This window comes from Arthrobacter sp. 05T420 (assembly GCF_056396305.1).
The window spans coordinates 80247-101196 of the sequence record NZ_JBFTLG010000019.1; the positions used below are offsets into that span (position 1 = coordinate 80247).

Here is a 20950-nt window from a genome sequence, read left to right on the forward strand (position 1 = left end):
TTATGGCGGGCTTAGACGCCCAGGAAGCTGATGGCGCCCTGCTTGAAGGCGCGGCTGGTGATGGCGTTGGTGTGGTTGCGGCCCGGCAGCACCAGCTGTTCGACCATGCCGCCGGCCTTGGCGCCGAGGGCGGCGAGCTCCGGCATGGTGGCGGCGCGGTCGTCCTTTTCCCCCGCCACGAGGAGCATCGGCATGCGCGGCACGGCTTCGGCGGGGTCGTACGGCTCGGTCTTGATCGCCTCGACCAGGGACAGCAGCGCGAAGATGTTGTTGCTGGGCAGCAGCATGGCCATCTTCAGCAGCCCGGCGGTGGATTCGTCCGCGATGGGGGTGCCGTCGGCCAGGTACCGCTGCGCGGCGATCAGGTCGAAGTCCGCCAGCGGGTCGGCGACGTTGGGGCCGCCCAGGACCAGCCGGTGCACCAGCTCGTGCTGGGTGGCGCCGAACTCCCAGGCCAGCCGGGATCCCAGCGAATAGCCGATCACGTCCAGCCCGCTGGCAGGGTCGCCGTCGCGCAGGGGACGCGCGCCGGCGTCGAACACTATCTGCAGGAGGTCCGCACGGATCCGGCTGGGGGAGTAGGAGTCCATGTCTTCCGGCGCCCCGCTGCGGCCGTGGCCGGGCAGGTCCACGGTGATGACGCGCCGGCCGGCCTCCAGGAGCGCGGCAAGCCAGCCGCTGTCCTCCCAGTTGAGCTTGGAGGAGGAGGAGAAGCCGTGCAGCAGCAGGACCGGACGGAGCCCGGCGTCGTTCTGGGGCTCATGCACCTGCATGTACAGCTGGGGGTCGGTGCCCTCCACGGTGTGCGAATGCAGTTCGCCGGTGTGTCTGCCGCTCATGCTCTCAGTCCTCATCAAGTACGGCGCTCAGGCGGACCCGGCGCTTTGGTGCCTCTTCCTTCGGGACCGTGCCCACGATGCCGGCGGTGTTGTCCGGCACCTCAAACACAATCAGGGGCTCGCCGACATTGATCTTGTCGCCGGGCCCGCCGTAGATACGCACTACCTTACCTGCCTGCGGGCTGGGCAATTCAACGGCCGACTTGGTGGTTTCGACCTCCACCAGCGGCTGGTTGCGCTCCACCTGCTCGCCCGTTGAAACCAGCCATTCCAGCACGGTTGCCTCGATCAGGCCCTCGCCGAGATCGGGGAGCGGGAAGGAAATTTCAGCCACGTTTGTACTCCAATACTCGCTGGATGCCGAAGAGGATCCGGTCAATGTTCGGGATGTATTCATCTTCGAGGTCGCCGGAGGGGTACGGGACATCGAAGCCGGTGACGCGCTCCACCGGGGCCTTGAGGGTATCGAAGCAGCTCTGGGTGATCAGCTGCGCCACCTCGGCGCCGAGGCCGGAGGTCAGCGGCGCTTCGTGGACGACGACGGCGCGGCGCGTCTTGAGCACGGAGGCGGCCAGCGCCTCGGCGTCGATCGGCTTGAGCCAGCGCAGGTCCAGGACCTCGACGTCGATCCCGTCTTCGGCGGCGAGCTCGGCCACCTGCAGGCAGCGGGAGACCATGGCGCCCCACGCGACGAGCGTGAGGTGGCGGCCTTCGCGCATCACCTTGGCGCCGGTGGGGGAGCCGCCGTCGTGCATAGCTACCTCGCCCTTTTGCCAGTACCGCGACTTCGGCTCCATGAAGATCACCGGGTCCGGCCGCGTGGCGGCGTACTTGAGCAAGTGGTAGGCCTCATGCGGGTTCGACGGCGAGACCACTTTGAGCCCGGGAACGTGGGCGAAGAGTGCTTCCAGGCTTTCGCCGTGGTGTTCGGGGGCCCGGATGCCGCCGAAGCTGGGCACGCGCAGGGTGATGGGCATCGGCATTGTGCCCCGGCTGCGGTAGTTCATCCGGGCGATCTGGCAGACGATCTGGTTGATCGCCGGGTAGGCGAAACCGTCGAACTGGACCTCGGGAATGGGGTGGAACCCGGCCATCGCCAGGCCCACGGACATGCCGAGGATGCCGGATTCCGCCAGCGGGGTGTCAAAGACGCGCTGCGCGCCGTGCTTGGCCTGCAGCCCGTCGGTGATGCGGAAGACGCCGCCGAGCCGGCCGCAGTCCTCGCCGAAGATGACGGCCTTGGGGTTGTCTGCAAGGACCTCGTCCAGGGCGCGGTTCAGCGCCTGCTGCATCGACATTACGGTGGTTGATGCGGGGCTGGCGGTGTTCTCGGCAGTGTCGTCGGCAGTGCTCTCGCCGCTGGCGCTGGCGCTTGCGCTTTCGAGAATCGAGTTAGACATGTTCGGACTCCTCGCGCCAGTTGGCGGACTGGGCCTGCAGGCCCGGGGTGGTTTCCTGGAAGACCAGGTCAAACATTTCAGTGCCGGGCCGGGAACCGAGCGCCTGGATGCCCGTGCGGATCTGCTCCTCTTCCGCTTTGGCCGCGGCCATCGCCTCGGCGAAGAACGCCTCGTCCGCGATTCCGTCGGCCAGCAGCTTCTGCCGGAGCCGCTCGAGCGGGTCGGTGCCGGAGCCGTCGCGTTCCTCGTCCAGGGAGCGGTAGCGGCCCGGATCATCGGCGGTGGAGTGCGGGCCGCGGCGGTAGGTCATGGCCTCGATGAGCACCGGGCCGTTGCCGGAGCGGGCATGCGCGAAGGCGCGGCGGGTCGCCTCGAGGACCGCGACGACGTCGTCGCCGTCGATCTTCAGCCCCGGGATTCCATAGCCCGCGGCGCGGGCGGCGACGGAGCCGCCGGCCACCTGCCGTTCGGTGGGGACCGAGATGGCCCAGCCGTTGTTCTGGACGAAGAACACCACCGGCGCCTTCATCACGGCGGCGAAGTTCATCGCCTCGTGCACGTCGCCTTGCGAGGAGGCGCCGTCGCCGAAGTAGGTCAGGGCGACGCCGTCTTTCCCGTCGAGCGTCTGGCCGTGGGCCCAGCCGACGGCGTGCAGGACGGACCCGGCGACGACCGCTTGGATCGGGGCGAGCCGGGATTCCATCGGGTTGTAGAGGCCGCCGTGCCACGTGGCCTTGTGGGTGGACATGTAGGCCACCATGTCCACGCCCATGGTCCGGGCGACGCCCATTTCGCGGTAGGTGGGAAAGACGAAGTCCCGGGCGGTGTCCACGGCGTAGCCGCTGCCCACCTGGGCTGCTTCCTGGCCGAGCTCGGGGGCGTAGCCGGGGATGATGCCCTGCCGTTGCCAGGCGATGGCCGAGGTGTCGAGGTGCCGGACGGCCACCATCAGCGAATAGAGCTCTCGGAGCTCGTCGGCAGTGAGTGGCCCGGCAGCGCTGCCGGAAGCCACGGGGGAAAGTGTGTCCATGCTTGTGACCCTAGTCACCGGCGGCGGGGTGGGCAATCAGCCTAGGTTCGGGTGCCCAGACTGCGCACCTTTGCCGTCCCTGCCGCCGGTGAGCTTGACAATTTGTCTAGCGAACCCGCCGGTCCACTTCTACGCCTGCGCGGCGGTTGCCGGTGATCCGGGCGGCGATCCAGCACGCCGCGGCAATGCCGGCCACCAGTGCCAGGGTGCTGAACAGCTGCTTGCTGCTGTCCGGGCTGCTGAAGCCGACGGCGAAGATCAGGGCCAGGAGCACCAGCCCGAAGATCGTCAGGGCCGGGAAGCCCTTCATCCGCAGCGGCAGCGCCGTGCCGTCACGGTCCGCCCGGCGGCGCAGGATCAGCTGGGAGACCAGGGCCGAGCCCCACACCACGAGGCACGTGGAGCCGACAAGCTGGAACAGGGCCGGCAGAATCTGGTCGGGGAACAGCAGTTCCAGGACGGCGGCCAGGAAGCCGAAAGCCACAGAGACGCTCACCGCCACCACCGGTACCCGGGCCGAGTTGAGCCTCGAGAGGAACTTCGGGGCTTCGCCGCGCTCCGAGAGCGAGTACACCATGCGGGACGCGCCGTAGAGGTTGGCGTTCAGCGCGGACAGCAGCGCGATGACGGCCACCAGGGTGATCGCGGCGCCCGCACCAGGGATCCGGGCGACGTCGAGGACGCCGGCGAAGGGGGATTTCAGGGCCGCCGAGGTTGAAGGAAGGACGGCCGCGATGACGAAAACCGAGCCGATGTAGAACACGAGGATCCGCCAGACCACGGTGCGGATCGCCTGGGCGACGCTGCGTTCCGGGTTCTCGGTCTCGGCCGCGGCCACGCTGACAATCTCAGTGCCGCCGAAGGCGAAGATGACGACGAAGAGCGCGGTGGCGATGCCGCCGAGGCCTGCCGGGGCGAAGCCGGAAGTGAAGTTGCTAAGGCCGGGGGAGGGGACGTCCGGCAGCCAGCCCAGCAGCAGGGCCGCGCCGATGGCGAGGAAGATCACGATCGCGGCCACCTTGAGGATGGCGAACCAGAATTCGAACTCGCCGAAGTTCTTCACGCCCGCCAGGTTGATGGCGGTGAACAGGGCCATGAAGACCAGGGACAGTGCCCAGACGGGGATCACCGGCCACACCGTGAACAGGAGCCCGGCCGCACCGAGGGCCTCGGCCGCGATGACCACCACGAGCTGCAGCCACCAGAGCCAGCCGACGGTCGCCCCTGCGGTCTTGCCCATGGCTTTTTGCGTGTAGACGGAGAAGGCGCCGCTGTTGGGGTTGGCTGCGGCCATCTCGCCGAGCGCCCACATCACCAGGATGATCAGGGTTCCGGCAACAAGGTAGGAGATCAGCACGGCCGGTCCCGCCGCCTTGATTCCTGCCCCCGAGCCGAGGAACAGGCCGGCGCCGATCGCACTGCCCAGCCCCATCATGGTCAGCTGGCGTGGCTTCATGCTGTGCCCCAGGCTCGGGGCGGGAACCGCGGTGGGTAGCGTCGCGGTGGACTTCGTTGTCATGGCGAACCTTCGTGTGGTTTGGATCTGTGCGTCCTTATGGGACCTATTGAATTTACCGTCTTTGGGCCGGCGCCACGGATCGCCGGGGCGCCCCCGCCGTGAGAGCATGGTGGCAGTTTGCTCATTGAATTGGGGCGTTGGCGGCGGTTTGTTCAACCCGGGCCGCCTGGAAAGGAAAAATCCATGGACGTTGATCCGCTGGATGCAAAGATTGTCCGATTTTTCACGGATTCGCCCAGGGCCTCGGTCCTGGAAGCCTCCCGGGTGCTGAAAGTAGCCCGCGCGACGGTGCAGTCGCGGCTGGACCGGATGCAGGATTCCGGTGTGATCGGCTCGTGGGTGCCGCACCCGGATCCGGCCCACTTTGGTTTCCCGGTGGTGGCGTTCTGTTCCCTCACGATCAACCAGGACCTCGGGCACGACGCCGTCGTGGAGGCCCTGGCGCGGATCCCCGAACTGATCGAGATCCACACCGTCTCCGGGAGCTCGGACCTCATGGCACGCATCGCCGCGCGCTCCAATTCGGACCTCCAGCGCGTCCTCGATGCCATGATCGCCACCAGGACTGTCCTGCGGTCCTCATCCGTGATCGTGCTCAATACGCACTTCCAGGGGCGCACCCTGCCGCTGCTGGAAGCCGCGGCCGCAAGCAAGTGACAGGCTAAGCAAGTGACAGGCCAGGCCTGTGCGCCGGGCAGACATGCTCCGGCGAATGGGCTAGAGGACGCTCAGGCCCTCGGGCAGGCCGGTCCGGCCGGTGAGCAAGAGCAGCAAGTCACCGGCGGCCGGCAGCCGGGAGCCGATGGCCCCGGCGAGCTCCAGGGAGGCCGCGACCGCCGGGGCCAAGGAGGCGGGCGGCGGGAGGCCCAGGGCGCGCGCCAGGTCCAGGGTGTGCACGGCCAGTTCGAAGGTCCGGGTCGGCAGGTAGTCGATGAGCGTCATTGCCCCGGCGGGCGTGGCCACCAGGGCACCGTCCGGAGTGTTCCGGACGAGGTCCGTGACGCGCTGGACCAGCTCCCGCACCGCTGAGGCCGGGTCCTCGCCCAGGGCCTCCCCGGTTTCCCTGCCGCGCCGGGCGATGGCGTCCGGCGAGGTGGCGCCGCGGACGGCCAGGAAGTAGTCCACCGGACCCGCCACCCGCTCCCCGGCGGCCGGGGTGGCGAGGTAGGTCTCTACGGTGGTCAGGGCGCGGCTGGTGTGGCCGGTCAGTGCCCGGACATCCCATTCACCCAGAGCCGGCCGCGGCCACGCCTGGTCCGGTACCTGTCCGGCGAGCTCCAGGAATGCCTGGGCCGCCCCCGTGTAACGGGCTCTGACTGCCGCTGCGTCCCCGCCCTTTGAACCCCTGCCCTCCGGGTCCATCTCTTCTGCGTCCATAGCCCTGATTCTTGCCGTTGCCGGCTCCCGCGGACAAGCCCGGACCGACCCCCGGCAACGCTCAGGGCCGCGGCCGTGTCCGCAAATGTGGCCGCCCGTGTGACCTGAAACATTTTGCGTCCCGCCGTCGCGGCCGTATCATTAGTTCTAGTCAATTTGACTATAACTAATCCGGCGGTCGGGCCGGATCCGTCCGGGAAGTCCACCGCTGGACCCGCCCGGGACCGCAGAGGGCGGGTGAACCACCGTTTACACCACAGCAGCCAACGTCTCGGAGCGCCAGACCGCGCCGCCGTCGCTGGCCATCTCCACCGTGATCTTTGCGCTGCGCCCCAGCGAGAAGTCCGGCCGGCCCACGCTGTGGATCCCGCTGGTGCGCCGGATCCGCGAGCCGTTCAAGGGCCTCTGGGCCCTGCCCGGCGGCCCGCTCACGCACTCGGAATCCCTCCAGGACGCCGCGTCGCGGAACCTTCGCGAGACGACGGGGCTGGCCCCCAACTACCTCGAACAGCTCTACGCCTTTGGCGGGCTGCACCGCTCGCCCACCCAGCGCGTCGTCTCGATTGTGTACTGGGCGCTCGTCCAGCCCACGGAGGCCGCGCTCGCCGACGAATCCGAAAACGTGCGCTGGTTCCGCGCCGACCGGCTCGGCGAGTTGGCCTTCGACCACAACGCGATCATCGACTACGCCCTGTGGCGGCTGCGCAACAAGATGGCCTACGGATCCATCGCCTACCACCTGCTGGGCGAGTACTTCACCCTCGCCCAGGTCCGGGAAGTCTACGAGGCCGTCCTGGACCGCCAACTCGATCCCGCCAACTTCCGCCGGCAGGTCAAGGCCACGCCGGAAATCGAAGAAACCGATCAGTACCTGCAGGGCGGCAAGCACCGCCCGCCACGCCTCTACCGCTTTACCGGCCGCCCAGGCCTTGACCCAGACAACAGGAGCACACCATGAGCAGCGTCAACACGGCAATCCAGCTGATCACGCGCGAGCAGGCCGCCACCATGACGGGGGCCGCGGCCGCCTCCACCTGCAGCCCTGCGCTGGCCCGCGGGCCCTGGGACTACGACCTCGCCGAGGCCCTCGCCGGAGCGCCCGCCTACGGACCGGGCGCCTCCTCCGCCGACGTCGCACCGGTCTCGACTCCCCGGCAGGGCCAGCTCCCGGAGGAGTACAAGCTCGCCAGCGACGCCGAACTCGACGCCCGGATCCGCGCCGCCAAAGCGGCGCTGGGGGACCGCGCCGTCGTGCTGGGGCACTTCTACCAGCGCGACGAAGTGATCGAATATGCCGACTTCGTGGGCGATTCCTTCCAGCTGGCCAATGCGGCCCTGACCCGGCCGGACGCGGAAGCGATCATCTTCTGCGGCGTGCACTTCATGGCCGAGACCGCGGACATCCTCTCCCGGCCGGACCAGGCCGTAATCCTGCCCAACCTCGCCGCGGGCTGCTCCATGGCGGACATGGCGGACATCGACTCGGTCACAGAGTGCTGGGAACAGCTTGAGGAAGTCTTCGGCACCGAGCCCGACGCCGACGGCCGGGTCCCGGTCATCCCGGTCACCTACATGAACTCCTCCGCAGCCCTGAAAGGCTTCTGCGGCGAGCGCGGCGGGATCGTCTGCACGTCCTCGAACGCCGCGACGGTGCTGGAGTGGGCGTTCGAGCGCGGCCAGCGGGTGCTGTTCTTCCCGGACCAGCACCTGGGCCGCAACACGGCCAAGGCGATGGGGGTGCCGCTGGAGCAGATGCCGATGTGGAACCCGCGCAAAGACCTCGGCGGCAACGACGAGGCGACCCTGCTCGATTCCCGGGTGATCCTCTGGCACGGCTTCTGCTCGGTCCACAAGCGCTTCAACGTGGGCCAGATCGAGAAGGCCCGCGCCGAGTTCCCCGGCGTGCAGGTGATCGTGCACCCCGAATGCCCCATGGAGGTGGTGGACGCCGCCGATTCCGCCGGGTCCACCGACTTCATCAAGAAGGCCATCGCCGCGGCCACGGAACCCACCACGTTTGCGATCGGCACCGAGATCAACATGGTGAACCGTCTCGCCGCAGAATACCCGCAGCACACCATCTTCTGCCTGGACCCGGTGATCTGCCCCTGCTCCACCATGTACCGCATCCACCCCGGCTACCTTGCCTGGGTCCTGGAAGCACTGGTCCGCGGCGAGGTGCTCAACCGCATCACCGTGGACGAGGACGTCGCCGCCCCGGCAAAGGTGGCGCTGGAGCGCATGCTGGCGGCGCGGCCGTGACCAGGCGGCTCGTGATTGTCGGCAGCGGGGTTGCGGGGCTCTACGCCGCGCTGCTCGCCACCGACGCCGCCACCGCCGGCGGCCGTGACATCGAGGTGGTCCTCCTGAGCAAGGGGACGCTGGAGCAGAGCAACACCTTCTACGCCCAGGGCGGCATCTCCGCCGTGCTGGCACCGGAGGATGCCGCCCCCGGGGACTCCGTGGCAGCGCACATCGCGGACACGCTCGCCGCCGGTGCCGGGCTGAACGACACCGAGGCAGTCCGCGTCCTGTGCACCGAGGCCGTCCGGGACATCGCTGGCCTGGGCCGCTACGGCGTGCATTTCGACGCCGGTCCCGACGGCGGACCGGCCCTGGGCCTGGAAGCGGCGCATTCGGCGCCCCGCATCCTGCACGCCGGCGGGGACGCGACGGGCGCCTGCATCGCCCGCGGGCTGGTCGCCGCCGTCCTGGAACGCGCGGTCCTGGATCGAGCTGGCCATGGCCAGCTCCGGGTGGAGACCAGCGCCTTCGTCACCGGCCTCCTGACCGAACCGGCCGCCCGCCGGGACGCCTCGTCAGGCAGCACGCCGCCGACGCCGGCCCGTGTCACCGGCGTGGCCTACCTGGCCGGCGGCCGGCCCCAGCAGCTGGCGGCCGACGCCGTCCTGCTCGCCACCGGGGGTGCCGGCCGGCTGTTTGCCCGCACCAGCAATCCCTCCGTCGCCACGGCCGACGGGCTGGCCCTGGCCTGGCGTGCCGGATCCGCGGTGCGGGACCTTGAGTTCTTCCAGTTCCACCCCACCACCCTCGCCACCGAGGAGGTCCCGGGCGGCCCGCCGGCCCTGCTCATCTCCGAAGCGGTCCGCGGCGAGGGTGCGGTGCTGCTGGATTCCGCGGGGTACCGCTTCATGCCGGACTACCACCGCGATGCCGAACTGGCCCCCCGCGACGTCGTCTCCCGCAGCATTGCCCTGCACCTGGCCGCCACGGGGGCCGCGCCGGGCAGCCCGGTCTATCTGGACGCCCGTGGCATCGAGGCAGACCGGGGCGCGGGCTTCCTGGCCCGGCGGTTCCCGACCATCACGGCGGCCACCCTCGCCGCCGGCTACGACTGGACCGCCGAGACGATACCTGTGTCCCCGGCCGCGCACTATTGGATGGGCGGCGTGTGCACCGACCTGCGGGGCCGCACGTCCGTTCCCGGCCTGTACGCCGCCGGCGAGGTCGCCCGCACGGGGGCGCAGGGGGCAAACCGGCTGGCGAGCAACTCGCTGCTGGAGGGCCTCGTGTTCGGCCGCCGTGCGGTCGAGGACTTCCTGGACGCACCTGTGCCGGACGCCGCCTGGCTCTCGCCGGCACGCGAGGACGTCCATCCCGGCAGCCGCGTCCCGCCCGCGGCAGCCGTTTCCCCAACGACAGCCGCCCCCTGGGCCGCGGAGGTTCCGTTCAGCCGCGCGGCGCTGGGAAGGCTCATGACGGCGGCTGCGGGAGTCACCCGCACGGGCGCCGACCTCGACGCCGCCGCGGCCCAGCTCGCGCAGTGGGCCGCGGACCTTGAAGCCGTGGATTTTAAAGCGGCTGACTTTGAAGCGGGCCCTCTTGAAGCAGGGGTCCGCGACGGGCACAGTGTCTGGCACAGTGTCTGGCGCAGCCAGAGTGCCCACGAGGACCGGAACCTGCTGCTGGCTGCGGAACTCCTCGTGGCCGCGGCAAGGAAGCGCACCCACTCGGTCGGCGCCCACTATCGGGCAGACAGCACGGCCGGCGCCGCGCACTCCGCGGTCCTTGTTGCCCCCGCTCGCTCCACCTCGACGGCCGGTAAGTCCGGCCCCCGGCATGCCTCCGCATCCCGACACAAGCAAAGGATCTCGTCATGACAGCAACCGTTGTCCCGGAAACCCGGTCCACCGCACAGCCGGCGCTCGCCGGGAGCCTGCCCGAGGCCGCCGTCCTGGCCGTCCTCCGCACGGCGCTGCAGGAGGACGCCCCGTACGGGGACATCACCTCGCAGGTGCTCATCCCAGCTCAGGCGCGGGCGACGGCGGTGCTCAATGCGCGCGTTCCCGGCGTGCTGAGCGGCGGGGAGGTCTTCGCCGCGGCGATGAAGCTGACCGACCCCGGCGCCGTCGTCGAACTGCTGGTCAACGACGGCGAGGCCTTCGCTGCCGGAACCGCCCTGGCCCGCGTGACCGGTAACGCCCGCGCCGTGCTGCTGGCCGAACGCGTCGGGCTGAACCTGGTCCAGCGGATGAGCGCCATTGCTACCAGGACCGCCGAGTTCGTGGCGCTGGTGGACGGCACCGGGGCGCGGATCACCGATACGCGGAAGACGACGCCGGGACTGCGGGTGCTGGAACGCTATGCCGTGCGCTGCGGCGGCGGCGCCAACCACCGTTTCAGCCTGTCCGACGCCGTCCTGGCGAAGGACAACCACCTGGCCGTCCTCACCGGCGGTGATCCGGCGAAGCTGACCGAGGTGCTGCGCGGCGCCAAGGCCCAGCTTGGCCACACAACACACTTCGAGGTGGAAGTGGACACCATGGAGCAGATCGAGCCGGTACTTGCCGCCGGGGTGGACACCATCATGCTGGACAACTTCTCGTTGGCCCAGCTGGCGGCCGGCGTCGAGCTGGTGGGCGGCCGTGCACGGGTCGAAGCCAGCGGGAACGTCAGTCTCGCCACCGTGGCGGACATTGCGGCCACGGGGGTGGACGTCATCTCGATCGGGGCCCTGACGCACAGCGTCACGGCCCTGGACCTCGGCCTGGACATTGAGCTTGATGTCGACCCCGGCGCCGGGCCCGTTCCTGCCCCGGAACAGACGGCCGGCTGAGGCGCACCGTGATCTTCCTCGACGCCGCGGCCACCACCCCGGTCCGCCGCGAGGTGCTGGAGGCCATGTGGCCCTACCTCACGGGCGAGTTCGGCAACCCGTCAAGCCATCACTCCCTGGGGGAGGCGGCCGCCACGGCGCTCGCCGGGGCCCGCGTCGCCACCGCCAAGGCCCTGGGGTGCCGCCCCGGCGAAGTCGTCTTCACCTCCGGCGGCACGGAAGCGGACAACCTTGCCGTCAAGGGCATCGCCCTGGCCCGGCGCGCCGCCGACCCGAACCTGAACCGGGTGGCGATCAGCGCCGTCGAACATCCCGCCGTGGAAGAATCCGCCAGGTACCTCGAACGGGTGCACGGCTTCGTGGTCGACGTGATTCCCGTGGACCGCTTCGGGCAAGTGACGGAAGGGGCACTTGCGGCGGTGCTGCAGCCTGGGACGGCCCTGGTCAGCATCATGTACGCCAATAACGAGGTCGGCACGGTCCAGCCCATCGCCCGGCTCGCGGCGCTGGCCCGCGCCCACGCCGTCCCGTTCCACACCGACGCCGTCCAGGCCGCCGGCTGGCTGCCGCTGGACACCGGAGCACTGGGCGTGGACGCGCTGAGCATTTCCGGCCACAAACTTGGCGCCCCCAAGGGCAGCGGCGCGCTGTTTGTGCGCGGACGGCTCCGGGTTGAACCGCTGGTTCACGGCGGCGGGCAGGAGCGCGGCCGCCGCTCGGGAACGGAAAACGTCGCCGGGGCCGTGGCGCTGGCAACGGCCCTGACGCTGCCCCGGGAACCGGCAGGGCGCCTCGCTGCCCTCCGCGACGGGTTCATTGACGTTGTGCTGGCCGGTGTTCCCGGCGCGCTGCTCACCGGCCATCCCACCGAGCGGCTGCCCTCGGTGGCCTCCTTCTGCTTCCCGGGCACCAGCGGCGAGTCCGTGCTGCTGGAACTCGAACGCCAGGGCATCGTCTGCTCCAGCGGTTCCGCGTGTGCCGCGGGCTCGGACGCACCCTCGCCCGTGCTGCTGGCCATGGGCATCGAGCCCGAGGTCGCCCAGACGGCGGTGCGGTTCAGCTTCGACTCGACCGTCACGGCAGCGCAGCTGCAGGAGGCGGCGGCCGCAGTCCGCACCGCCGTCGGCAGCGTCCGCTCCCTCGGCACAACCAGCTCGCAGCAGGGGCCGTTCTGAGCGCCCAGAACGGCCCCTGCTGCTAGTCAGTTGGGCAGGCGGGGCGGGAAGGCGGGGCGGCCAGCTGGGCAGGCGAAGCTAGCGGTGGCGGGCGCGGCGGAAGATCCAGTGCCGCAGCATGGTGAACCGCACGGCAGTGGCGGCGAAGCCGGAGAGGGTGGTGGTCCACAGCTCCTCGGCCACGGTGGCATCGGGGTTGACCCAGTGCAATACGGCCAGGCTGCCGCCGGTGATCAGCAGCGCGACGAGGATAACGATCAGGCCGTTGAGGTGGTCCCGCTTCATCCGGCGGGTTTCGGTGATCTTGAACGTCAGGCGCCGGTTGAGAGCGGTATTCATGAACGATGTCAGGATCAGGGCCGCGGCGTTGGCCGGCTGGGCCCCGAGCCAAGGACGGGAAAGGGCGTACAGGGCAAGGGAAGTCAGGGTGCAGACAATCCCGACGCCGGTGAACCGGATGAGCTGGCGGACCACGGGGTAGCGGAGGACTCCGCGGTGGCGGCGGGAGCTCTGCCCGCGGACGACGGCGGCGGCAGGAGCCTGCTGTTCGAGCTGGGACGCCATCCGCTCAGTACAGCTCGCCCACGGGAATTTCCACAGCCAGCCGGTTCGCCGGGCCGGCAAGCGGACATGCCCAGGCTTCGTTGTAGGCGCAGGAGGGGTTGTAGGCGAAATTGAAGTCCAGGATGAATTCGGCCTGGGGCCCGGAACCCCGTACGCCGTGGAAAGCCCCCTTGATGGTGTCCAGGAGGTAGCGACCGGCGCCGTAGCTGCCGCCGGGCTGGCCGGCGGTGGCGTCGCGGAACGGCACAAAGATGCCGCCGCCGTAGCCCCTGAGTTTCCAGACTGCGAGCTGCCCCATCTCGGGAAGGTCGAAGGTGCCCAGCCGCACAAACCGGACCAGTCCGTCAGTCCCGGTCTCCACATTCATCTCCCGGCCGGCGCCCTCGAGAGTCAGGGGGACGTGGAAACGGTAGATCGGATCGTAGTCCGCCGTCTTCAGGCCGCCGAAGCTGGCCTTTGCCTCCGCCGTCAGCGCCGAGGCAGGGTGCGTGCCGAACATGCGGTCCCGCTCCTGGCGCCAGTAGGAATGTGCCTCTGCCGGGCTGTCCGCGGCAATTTTCCGCGTAGTGGCATAAAGGGCAAAGGTCCGCAGCCGCCAGTCAGCGATATCGAGCGCCGACATGCCTGCCACGTCGCCCTGGTCCCCAAAGTGCGTTCCGTCAAAGTCATGTTCGGCCATGCCCCCACAGTATCTGCTTTCCCGGGACCGAAATTTGTGCGCCGAAATTTGTGCCCAAGGTTCCGGCAGGACCCGCGCGCGGAATGGACGTTTCGGTGAGCCGTCCACCCTTAGACTTTCGCCCATGCGCAACCCCCTGCAGAACGAGGCCGCCGGCACTACCCCCAGGAGCGCCGGGGAGGAACCGGGCAGCTCCGGGGACACACCGGGCAGTGCCGGGCGCGCGGCGGCGTCGCTGGCGGAGCTGGTGACGTACCGGACTGTCTCTGTCCGAGCCGAGGGTTCCATCCGGGCCAAGGGGTCCTCCCCGGCGGAGGCCGGCGTGGAGCCAGACCAGTTCGAGGCCTTCATCGCCGCCCTGCCCCGGCTGTATCCGGCGGTCCATGCCGCCCTGGAACTGGAGCGCGTCAACGGCCACGCCCTCCTGTACCGCTGGCCCGGCAGCGCCTTGGCGGAGGACCCGGCGGCCGCGCAGCGCGCGTCGGTGCTGATGGCGCACTACGACGTCGTCCCGGCGGCCGACCCGGGGCAGTGGACGCGGCCGCCGTTCGCCGGCCACAACGACGGCACCTTCCTGTGGGGCCGCGGGACCCTCGATGACAAGGGCCAGCTCGTGGCCATCCTGGAGGCCGCCGAGAGCCTGCTCCGGGCCGGGTATAGGCCGGCGCATGACCTGTACTTCTCGTTCGGCAACAATGAGGAGACGGCCGGCAACAGCGCGGCGGCTGCCGCGGAGCTGCTGGCCGGCCGCGGCGTGAAGCCCTGGCTCGTGCTGGACGAGGGCGGTGCCGTGGCGGGCGGTGCCTTTCCGGGCGTGAGCCGCCCGGCCGCCGTCGTCGGCGTGGCAGAAAAGGGAATCCTGGACGTGGAGCTGCTGACCCGGGACCCGGGGGGACACGCGTCCACGCCGCCGCGGATGGGGGCGACGGCGCGGCTGGCCCGCGCCATCACCCGGATCGAACGCAGCCCGTTCCCGCAGTCGCTGCCGGAGGTGACCGCGGAGATGCTGCGCCGCTTCGGCCCGCATACGCCCCCGCCGCTGCGGGCCGTGTTCGCCAACGTGGCACTGCTCCGGGCACCGATCACCTGGCTCTTTGGCCGGCTCGGCAACGAGACCAACGCGATGACCCGAACCACCGTGGCCATCACCACCCTCGAAGGCAGCTCCGGGGCGAACGTCCTTGCCGCCACCGCCAAGGCGAACGCCAACATCAGGGTGGCGGTGGGGGAGAGCGTCGAAGGCGCCGTGGCACGACTGCGGAAAATCATCCGTGACCCGAAAGTCGAACTGCGCATCGTGGAGGGCAACGACCCGTCACCGGTCTCCCCGTCCTCCGGGGCCCAGTGGGAACTGCTGGCGGATTGCATCGGGCAGGTCTTCCCCCAAGCCATCATCACGCCGTACATCATGATGGGCGGCACGGACTCCCGCCGCTTCACCGGGATCTGCGGTGCCGTGTACCGGTTCGCGCCGTTCTTCATGGACGTCCGGGCCCGCGGCTCCATCCACGCCGTGGACGAGAAAATTTCCCTCGAGACGCTGGACCAGGGGGTCCGCTTCTACGAAACACTGATGCGGAAACTCTGAGCCATGCGGCGCCCCGGCTACGCTGGCATCATGACTGGGACCGCGCCACCCCGAGGACCAGGCACCGGCGGAATCCGGAGCGCTGTGCTGCGCACCGGCGCGGCGTTCGTGGTCGCGGCGGCAGCCCTGACGGGCTGCAGCAGCGACGGCAAGGGGAGTCCGGCGTGGACAGCAGGGAGCGGCGCGACGGAGAGTACGACGTCGACGGCCAGCCCCGCGGCGGCGTCGTCGGCCAGCGCTTCCGCCGCCCCGGGCTCGAGTGCGGCGGCCTGGAAAGTCTTTACCGATCCGGCAAAGACGGTCAGCTTTGAAGTGCCGCAGGACTGGATAGTCCAGTCCGTTGCTCCCGACGCGGGTACGTTGCCGGGGGCGCTGAAGATCATCGTCAAAGACGCCAAAGGCGCTTATCTGGCCACCCTGCAGACCGGCCTGCCTCCGCAGCCGCCGCCGTCCTGCCCGGGTGGCGCCGCACGGGACTACGTCGTGGTCAGCAGCGTGCCTGTTGACCTGCCGCACGCCGGCGGCGAGGGAACCCTTGACCCGCACGTGGTGTTCCGGGTTATCCAGGGCTACAAGTACTTCGGCTCCTACGGCATCACCAACGTGGTGGGCGGCGCCGGCGGCAAGAGCTGCGCGTTGCAGAATGTGGTCCGTGGCCCGGCCGGCAAGGGGGATTACTCGTTTGGGGATCTGACGGTGCTGAAGACGCTGGCGCCGGACCGGAAGGTCGCCCCCGCAAAGGCATTCGACACTCTCGACCAGGCTGCCAAGTACGTCAACGAGGGGTCCGAATTCGCCGACGTCCAGCGGATGCTAATGTCTCTGAAGATCAAGAACTAGTCCCGCCCGCCCGCACATCCCGGGCCGTTGACGGCGACTTCCCCGCACCCGCCTCACATCCCACATCCCGGAGACATGGAGATTCATGGAACGCGCTGTAGCCGCCCGCCTGGCCTTCAAGACCGCAGCCGAAACCAAGGTGGCTCTGGCCGTGGCCGTGGCCCGGAACGCCGGGTACGGCTCGGTCCAGGAATCGCTCACGGTGACCGCTGGAGGCGAGGACGTGCCGCTGACCGAACTCTCGGACCATCACGGCGGGCGCTTCCACTACATGGAATTTGCCGAACCCACGGACGTGCTGGTTGAGTATTCGGCTACCGTCACCGGCTTTGCCCGTCCCGAGGAACCCGGGCTGATGGAACTGATCCGGTATGTCCGGCCCAGCCGCTACGCGGAATCGGACCGGCTGCTGCCGACTGCCTATGCCGAATTCGGCGGGCTTCAGGGCGAAGAGCTGCTGCACGCCATCCGCAACTGGGTCTTCAGCGAACTGCGCTACGTCAGCGGATCCTCCCGGGGGACCGACGGCGCCGTCGAAACCCTGCTGCACCGCCGCGGCGTCTGCCGGGACTTTGCCCACCTCGCCATTGCCCTGCTGCGTTCCAAGAACGTCCCGGCCCGGCTGGCCGCCGTCTATGCCCCTGGCCTGACCCCGATGGACTTCCACGCCGTCGCCGAAGCGCACATCAACGGTGCCTGGCACGTCATAGATCCGACAGGGCTGGCACCGCGGGAGAGCATGCTGCGGATCACGGCCGGGCGGGATTCCTCGGACACCGCCTTCCTGTCCACCGTGGGCGGCAGCCTGTCCCTGAAGGAACTCAGCGTCACCGCCGTCGTCGATGAGCTGCCGCTGGAAGACCCGGCGAAGCTCGTCGCCATCCAGTAGACAGGCCTAGCGCACGGCAACCGAGGCGCGGAGCTTCTCGGTCAGCCGCAGCAGCTCCTGCTGTTCGGCGGCGGAGAGGGCCGGGCCCACGAGGGCGGCGATGTCGCGCACGTGTTCCCGGCCGATCTGCTTCTGCAGGTCCCTTCCGTCGTCGGTGAGCCGGATGAGGATCCCGCGGCCGTCATCGGGGGCCGGCGTCCGTTCGACGAGCCCGCGCTTCTCGAGCCGCTCCACCAGCCGGCTGAGGCTGGACTGGCTCAGCAGGACGTTGTCGTTGAGCTCGTTCAGGCGCAGCCACCCGGAGGGGCAGCGCGAGAGCGTGAACAGGACGTCGTACTCGTTGAGCGCCAGGGCTTTGAACGCCGGCGCCGCCTGCAGCTTGCGCATCACCGCCACCTGGGCCCGGAACAGGGATTCCCAGGTTTCCGCGGCCAGGCGTACCGGCGATTCTGTGGTCTTGGCCGGCATCATGAACCCTTGGTGGTGGGCTCCGCCTCGGCGGCGTCGACGGTGTCCGCTGCCAGTGCGGCAGCCACCCGGCCGGCGTGCGTCGGCGGTTCGGGGACATGTGCGGGCTTGAGTGCGGCATATTCCTTGCGCAGCACCGGCAGCACCTCTTCGCCGAAGAGATCCAGCTGTTCCAGGACGGTCTTCAGCGGCAGGCCGGCGTGGTCGATCAGGAAAAGCTGGCGCTGGTAGTCGCCGAAGTACTCCCGGAACGTCAGGGTCTTTTCGATCACTTCCTGCGGGCTCCCGACCGTCAGCGGGGTCTGGGAGGTGAAGTCCTCCAGCGAGGGGCCGTGGCCGTACACCGGGGCGTTGTCGAAGTAGGGGCGGAATTCCTTGACGGCATCCTGGGAATTCTTCCGCATGAAGAACTGGCCGCCGAGGCCCACAATGGCCTGGTCCGCCTTGCCGTGGCCGTAGTGCTCGTAGCGTTCGCGGTAGAGGCTGATCAGCTGCTGGTAGTGCTCCTTGGGCCAGAAGATGTTGTTGGCGAAGAAACCGTCACCGTAGTATGCGGCCACTTCGGCGATCTGCGGCGTGCGGATCGAGCCGTGCCACACGAAGGGGGCGACGCCGTCGAGCGGGCGGGGCGTGGAGGTGAAGTTCTGTAGCGGGGTGCGGTGCTTGCCGGACCAGTTGACGGTGTCCTCGTCCCAGAGGCGGCGCAGCAGGGAGTAGTTCTCAATCGCGAGTTCGATCCCGTCCTGGATGTTCTTGCCGAACCAGGGGTAGACGGGGGCAGTGTTGCCCCGGCCCAGGACCAGGTCCACGCGTCCGTCTGCGAGGTGCTGGAGCATCGCGAAGTCCTCGGCGATCTTCACCGGGTCGTTGGTGGTGATCAGCGTGGTGGCAGTGGAAAGGATGATGCGCTCGGTCTGGGCCGCGATGTAGGCGAGCGTGGTGGTGGGGGAGGAGGAGAAGAACGGCCGGTTATGGTGCTCGCCCAAGGCGTAGACATCCATGCCGATCTCTTCGACCTTCTTCGCGATCGCCACGGACGCCTTGATGCGCTCGTGCTCCGTCGGGGTGCGGCCCGTGGTGGGGTCGGTGGTGATGTCGCTGACGCTGAATACGCCGATCTGCATGATGTGCCTTTCCGTGGCCGGGGTGATCCGGGAGCTGCTTCTACTATAACTGATTTACATGCATTTGCATCTATCGACGGGTATAACGCCCGGTGCGGACGAATATTCCCGCACCGTTCCGGCCGGGTTTCCCGCGTGCGGGGGAGCGCGGGCCTAGGATGCAATCAATCGGCTGGCCATGAGGTGCCTGCCCGCCCGGAAGGCCCCCCTTGCGACGTGTCGTAGCTTTTCTGTGTCTGGTAGAGCTCACCAGCGGAATCCTGCAGGGCTATTACACGCCCATCCTCACCGATATCGCCCGGCACCTGGGGATCCACGACGCCGACGTCAACTGGTTCGAGGCCGCGCAGCTCATGGTCAGTGCCCTCGCGGTGCCGGTGCTGGCCAAGCTCGGAGACATGTACGGGCACCGGAAAATCCTGCTGGCTTCCACGCTGGTCACCGCCGCCGCCTCCTGGGGCGTCGCGCTCGCCCCGGACTTCTGGACGTTCTTGGCCGCGTGGTCGTTCCAGGGCTTCTACGTGGTCTGGCTGCCGCTGGAAATCGCGCTGATCTTCAGCCGCGTCCACCAGTTGCCCGACGGCGCCGCCCGCACCCGGCGGGCGGCCGGTGTACTGGTCGGAGCGCTGGAGGCCGGTGTCATCGCCGGGGCGCTCGCGGCCGGCGCGCTCGTGGAAGTGTTCGCCGGGCAGCTGCAGCTGGTGCTCCTGGTTCCGGCGGTGGCCGTGTCCGCGTGCTGGTTCGCCATCCGGTTCGGCGTGCCGGAGTCCCTTGAGCGCAGCGGCGGACGCGTGGACACCCGCGGCTTCACGCTGCTGGCCGTCGGACTGCTGCTCATCATTTCGGGGCTGACCTTCATGCGCCTCAACGGAGCCGGTGCCTGGTGGCCGTGGGCGCTGGTGGGAGCCGGGATTCTGGTGTTCATCCCGTTCGCGCGGTTCGAGCTGCGCCAGGCAGATCCGCTCGTGGACATCAGGATGCTGCGCAGCAAATCCATGCGGCCGGTCCAGCTGACCGCCGGGCTCTTCGGCGTCTCGGTCCTGGGCGCCCAGGCTCCGCTGTCCACGTTTGCCCGGACGGACCCTGCGCTGCACGGCTACGGTCTGGGCCTGCGCGCCGGGCAGGTATCCATCATCATCGGCGTCTACGTGCTGGCGCTGCTCGTCGGCGCCCTGCTGTACCCGGTGGTGACCCGCCGCCTCACCCCGCGCTGGACGCTCGTGGGCGCCGCCGCGCTCGTGGGCCTGGGCTACCTGCTGTTCCTGCCCTTCCATGACAGCCTCGCCGAGGCGCTGGCCAACATGGCGATCGCCGGCGTCGGCTCCGGGGCCCTCGTCGCGGCGCTGCCCTCGGCGGCCGCTGCGGCGGCGCCCCTCAATCGCACCGCGATGGCCACGGGCTTGACCAACACCACCAAGACCATCGGCGGGGCCTTCGCGTCCGCCGTGTTCGGCATCGCCCTGCTGAGCCACGTCCTGGCCGACGCCGGGGCCGGCGCGGGAGACGCCGGGCAGAGCGCTGCGCCGCTCGCTGGCTACCTCACGGTATGGACCATTTGCGGGGTTACCGGGCTGGCCGCGGCCGCCGCCCTGGTGCTGGTACCCCGCCTGGCCTTCTCCGACCCCGCCGCCGTCGTCCCACGCCTCCCGGCCGGCTCGCACTAGCCGGACCCTTCCTCCTCGACTACTGACGAAGTATGTTCGTACCGTGACGGGTACACGAGGGATCAGACGGGGAAGAGCGGCGGCCGCGGCCGTCGTGGTGGCGATCAGTGTCCTGCTTTCGGGATGTACTGCGTCGCGGTTGGATCCTGTGAGCACCGTGGACGCGCGCACCGTGCTGGAGGATTTCAAGTCCCGGGACATGGCGGGGCACATGCAGGCGCTGCAGCGCATTGCCGATGCCAATGGCGGCAACCGAGCTTCGGGCACGTCCGGATATGAGGAATCGGGCCGCTATGTGGAGGAGCAGCTGCGCGCGGCCGGGTATGAACCGGTGCGGCAGACCTTCTCCTTTCGGGGCGATGGCCGGGGCAAGCCGCGGGTGGAATCCTTCAATATCCTCGCCGACACCGGCGGCGATGCCGGACACACCGTGGTGGTGGGCGCGCACCTGGACTCCGTGCGCCAGGGCCCGGGCATCAACGACAACGCCAGCGGGGTAGCGGCGGTCCTGGAAACCGCGCGGTGGATGAAGGAGGCCGGGATCAAGCCGGCCAACAGGGTCCGGTTCGCGTTCTGGGGCGGGGAGGAGGACGGGCTGTACGGGTCCCAGCACTACGTCGACGAGCTCAGCCAGGCCGAGGTCGGCCAGACCGCGGCGAACCTGAACGTGGACATGGCGGCCTCGCCCAACGGTGTGCGGTCCGTGCATGACGGGGA

At 69.3% G+C, this 20950-nt stretch carries 21 protein-coding genes; 11 read left to right on the forward strand and 10 right to left on the reverse strand.

Annotated features, from left to right (window positions below; genetic code table 11):
• Positions 1 to 11 precede the first annotated feature (11 nt).
• The 5 genes from AC1DEM_RS17935 to AC1DEM_RS17955 form a co-directional block, all read right to left on the reverse strand.
• On the reverse strand, positions 12 to 839 hold the full coding sequence (locus tag AC1DEM_RS17935) for an alpha/beta fold hydrolase (RefSeq protein ID WP_476885647.1): 828 nt from the start codon (positions 837 to 839) through the stop codon (positions 12 to 14).
• A 4-nt stretch (positions 840 to 843) separates the two neighbouring features.
• On the reverse strand, positions 844 to 1173 hold the full coding sequence (locus AC1DEM_RS17940; protein WP_476885648.1) for a biotin/lipoyl-containing protein: 330 nt from the start codon (positions 1171 to 1173) through the stop codon (positions 844 to 846).
• On the reverse strand, positions 1166 to 2239 hold the full coding sequence (locus tag AC1DEM_RS17945; protein ID WP_476885649.1) for an alpha-ketoacid dehydrogenase subunit beta: 1074 nt from the start codon (positions 2237 to 2239) through the stop codon (positions 1166 to 1168). Before AC1DEM_RS17945 ends, AC1DEM_RS17940 begins: the two co-directional genes overlap by 8 nt.
• A complete protein-coding gene (locus tag AC1DEM_RS17950; RefSeq protein ID WP_476885650.1) occupies positions 2232 to 3269 on the reverse strand; it encodes a thiamine pyrophosphate-dependent enzyme in 1038 nt (345 codons plus the stop codon). The genes AC1DEM_RS17945 and AC1DEM_RS17950 overlap by 8 nt, the downstream gene beginning before the upstream one ends.
• Positions 3270 to 3375: 106 nt before the next feature.
• A complete protein-coding gene (locus AC1DEM_RS17955; protein ID WP_476885651.1) occupies positions 3376 to 4788 on the reverse strand; it encodes an amino acid permease in 1413 nt (470 codons plus the stop codon).
• A gap of 183 nt (positions 4789 to 4971) precedes the next feature.
• Here AC1DEM_RS17955 and AC1DEM_RS17960 point away from each other — a divergent pair, with 183 nt between their 5' ends.
• Positions 4972 to 5445, forward strand: a complete 474-nt coding sequence (locus AC1DEM_RS17960; protein ID WP_476885652.1) for an Lrp/AsnC family transcriptional regulator — start codon at positions 4972 to 4974, stop codon at positions 5443 to 5445.
• 60 nt (positions 5446 to 5505) lie between these two features.
• On the opposite strand, the gene AC1DEM_RS17965 is transcribed toward AC1DEM_RS17960, so the two are convergent.
• Positions 5506 to 6165 carry a maleylpyruvate isomerase N-terminal domain-containing protein gene (locus tag AC1DEM_RS17965; RefSeq protein ID WP_476885653.1) on the reverse strand — a complete coding sequence of 220 codons (660 nt, stop codon included), beginning with the start codon at positions 6163 to 6165 and terminating at the stop codon, positions 5506 to 5508.
• Positions 6166 to 6469: 304 nt separating this feature from the next.
• On the opposite strand from AC1DEM_RS17965, the gene AC1DEM_RS17970 reads away from it, so the two are divergent.
• From AC1DEM_RS17970 to AC1DEM_RS17990, 5 genes are read left to right on the forward strand one after another with little or no spacing between them, the layout of a single operon-like run.
• Positions 6470 to 7123 carry an NUDIX hydrolase gene (locus tag AC1DEM_RS17970; protein ID WP_476885670.1) on the forward strand — a complete coding sequence of 218 codons (654 nt, stop codon included), beginning with the start codon at positions 6470 to 6472 and terminating at the stop codon, positions 7121 to 7123.
• A complete protein-coding gene (gene nadA, locus AC1DEM_RS17975; RefSeq protein ID WP_476885654.1) occupies positions 7120 to 8427 on the forward strand; it encodes a quinolinate synthase NadA in 1308 nt (435 codons plus the stop codon). The genes AC1DEM_RS17970 and nadA overlap by 4 nt, the downstream gene beginning before the upstream one ends.
• A complete protein-coding gene (nadB, locus tag AC1DEM_RS17980; RefSeq protein ID WP_476885655.1) occupies positions 8424 to 10286 on the forward strand; it encodes an L-aspartate oxidase in 1863 nt (620 codons plus the stop codon). Before nadA ends, nadB begins: the two co-directional genes overlap by 4 nt.
• Complete coding sequence (nadC, locus tag AC1DEM_RS17985; protein WP_476885656.1) at positions 10283 to 11242, forward strand: carboxylating nicotinate-nucleotide diphosphorylase; 960 nt, start codon at positions 10283 to 10285, stop codon at positions 11240 to 11242. Before nadB ends, nadC begins: the two co-directional genes overlap by 4 nt.
• Before the next feature lie 8 nt (positions 11243 to 11250).
• Complete coding sequence (locus AC1DEM_RS17990) at positions 11251 to 12417, forward strand: cysteine desulfurase family protein (RefSeq protein WP_476885657.1); 1167 nt, start codon at positions 11251 to 11253, stop codon at positions 12415 to 12417.
• Positions 12418 to 12495: 78 nt separating this feature from the next.
• Here the strand turns inward: AC1DEM_RS17990 and AC1DEM_RS17995 are convergent, their stop codons facing one another.
• The gene (locus tag AC1DEM_RS17995; protein WP_476885658.1) at positions 12496 to 12981 is read right to left on the reverse strand and encodes a GtrA family protein; all 486 of its coding nucleotides are present in this window, start codon (positions 12979 to 12981) and stop codon (positions 12496 to 12498) included.
• Between the two features lie 4 nt (positions 12982 to 12985).
• The gene (locus tag AC1DEM_RS18000; RefSeq protein WP_476885659.1) at positions 12986 to 13660 is read right to left on the reverse strand and encodes a DUF1684 domain-containing protein; all 675 of its coding nucleotides are present in this window, start codon (positions 13658 to 13660) and stop codon (positions 12986 to 12988) included.
• Between the two features lie 124 nt (positions 13661 to 13784).
• Between AC1DEM_RS18000 and AC1DEM_RS18005 the strand changes: the two genes are divergently transcribed.
• The 3 genes from AC1DEM_RS18005 (at position 13785) to AC1DEM_RS18015 (ending at position 16977) form a co-directional block, all read left to right on the forward strand.
• Positions 13785 to 15248 carry a M20/M25/M40 family metallo-hydrolase gene (locus AC1DEM_RS18005; protein WP_476885660.1) on the forward strand — a complete coding sequence of 488 codons (1464 nt, stop codon included), beginning with the start codon at positions 13785 to 13787 and terminating at the stop codon, positions 15246 to 15248.
• A 30-nt stretch (positions 15249 to 15278) separates the two neighbouring features.
• Positions 15279 to 16088 (forward strand): hypothetical protein, encoded by an 810-nt coding sequence (locus tag AC1DEM_RS18010; RefSeq protein ID WP_476885661.1) that lies wholly within the window; start codon positions 15279 to 15281, stop codon positions 16086 to 16088.
• 85 nt (positions 16089 to 16173) lie between these two features.
• Positions 16174 to 16977 carry a transglutaminase-like domain-containing protein gene (locus AC1DEM_RS18015; RefSeq protein WP_476885662.1) on the forward strand — a complete coding sequence of 268 codons (804 nt, stop codon included), beginning with the start codon at positions 16174 to 16176 and terminating at the stop codon, positions 16975 to 16977.
• A 6-nt stretch (positions 16978 to 16983) separates the two neighbouring features.
• Here AC1DEM_RS18015 and AC1DEM_RS18020 read toward each other — a convergent pair whose 3' ends face one another.
• On the reverse strand, positions 16984 to 17445 hold the full coding sequence (locus AC1DEM_RS18020; RefSeq protein ID WP_476885671.1) for a MarR family winged helix-turn-helix transcriptional regulator: 462 nt from the start codon (positions 17443 to 17445) through the stop codon (positions 16984 to 16986).
• Entirely contained in the window at positions 17445 to 18569 is a 1125-nt protein-coding gene (locus AC1DEM_RS18025) for an LLM class flavin-dependent oxidoreductase (RefSeq protein WP_476885663.1), read from the reverse strand. Before AC1DEM_RS18025 ends, AC1DEM_RS18020 begins: the two co-directional genes overlap by 1 nt.
• A 209-nt stretch (positions 18570 to 18778) precedes the next feature.
• Between AC1DEM_RS18025 and AC1DEM_RS18030 the strand changes: the two genes are divergently transcribed.
• The gene (locus tag AC1DEM_RS18030; protein WP_476885664.1) at positions 18779 to 20233 is read left to right on the forward strand and encodes an MFS transporter; all 1455 of its coding nucleotides are present in this window, start codon (positions 18779 to 18781) and stop codon (positions 20231 to 20233) included.
• 148 nt (positions 20234 to 20381) lie between these two features.
• A partial coding sequence (locus AC1DEM_RS18035; RefSeq protein ID WP_476885665.1) for a M20/M25/M40 family metallo-hydrolase occupies positions 20382 to 20950 on the forward strand: 569 nt, incomplete at its 3' end.

What these genes read in the sequence shown, in the direction of transcription:
- AC1DEM_RS17935 (WP_476885647.1), bottom strand. Translation starts at nt 839, where the DNA reads ATGAGCGGCAGACACACCGGCGAACTGCATTCGCACACCGTGGAGGGC.
- AC1DEM_RS17945 (WP_476885649.1), bottom strand. Translation starts at nt 2,239, where the DNA reads ATGTCTAACTCGATTCTCGAAAGCGCAAGCGCCAGCGCCAGCGGCGAG.
- AC1DEM_RS17950 (WP_476885650.1), bottom strand. Translation starts at nt 3,269, where the DNA reads ATGGACACACTTTCCCCCGTGGCTTCCGGCAGCGCTGCCGGGCCACTC.
- AC1DEM_RS17955 (WP_476885651.1), bottom strand. Translation starts at nt 4,788, where the DNA reads ATGACAACGAAGTCCACCGCGACGCTACCCACCGCGGTTCCCGCCCCG.
- AC1DEM_RS17960 (WP_476885652.1), top strand. Translation starts at nt 4,972, where the DNA reads ATGGACGTTGATCCGCTGGATGCAAAGATTGTCCGATTTTTCACGGAT.
- AC1DEM_RS17965 (WP_476885653.1), bottom strand. Translation starts at nt 6,165, where the DNA reads ATGGACGCAGAAGAGATGGACCCGGAGGGCAGGGGTTCAAAGGGCGGG.
- nadA (WP_476885654.1), top strand. Translation starts at nt 7,120, where the DNA reads ATGAGCAGCGTCAACACGGCAATCCAGCTGATCACGCGCGAGCAGGCC.
- nadC (WP_476885656.1), top strand. Translation starts at nt 10,283, where the DNA reads ATGACAGCAACCGTTGTCCCGGAAACCCGGTCCACCGCACAGCCGGCG.
- AC1DEM_RS17995 (WP_476885658.1), bottom strand. Translation starts at nt 12,981, where the DNA reads ATGGCGTCCCAGCTCGAACAGCAGGCTCCTGCCGCCGCCGTCGTCCGC.
- AC1DEM_RS18000 (WP_476885659.1), bottom strand. Translation starts at nt 13,660, where the DNA reads ATGGCCGAACATGACTTTGACGGAACGCACTTTGGGGACCAGGGCGAC.
- AC1DEM_RS18005 (WP_476885660.1), top strand. Translation starts at nt 13,785, where the DNA reads ATGCGCAACCCCCTGCAGAACGAGGCCGCCGGCACTACCCCCAGGAGC.
- AC1DEM_RS18010 (WP_476885661.1), top strand. Translation starts at nt 15,279, where the DNA reads ATGACTGGGACCGCGCCACCCCGAGGACCAGGCACCGGCGGAATCCGG.
- AC1DEM_RS18015 (WP_476885662.1), top strand. Translation starts at nt 16,174, where the DNA reads ATGGAACGCGCTGTAGCCGCCCGCCTGGCCTTCAAGACCGCAGCCGAA.
- AC1DEM_RS18020 (WP_476885671.1), bottom strand. Translation starts at nt 17,445, where the DNA reads ATGCCGGCCAAGACCACAGAATCGCCGGTACGCCTGGCCGCGGAAACC.
- AC1DEM_RS18025 (WP_476885663.1), bottom strand. Translation starts at nt 18,569, where the DNA reads ATGCAGATCGGCGTATTCAGCGTCAGCGACATCACCACCGACCCCACC.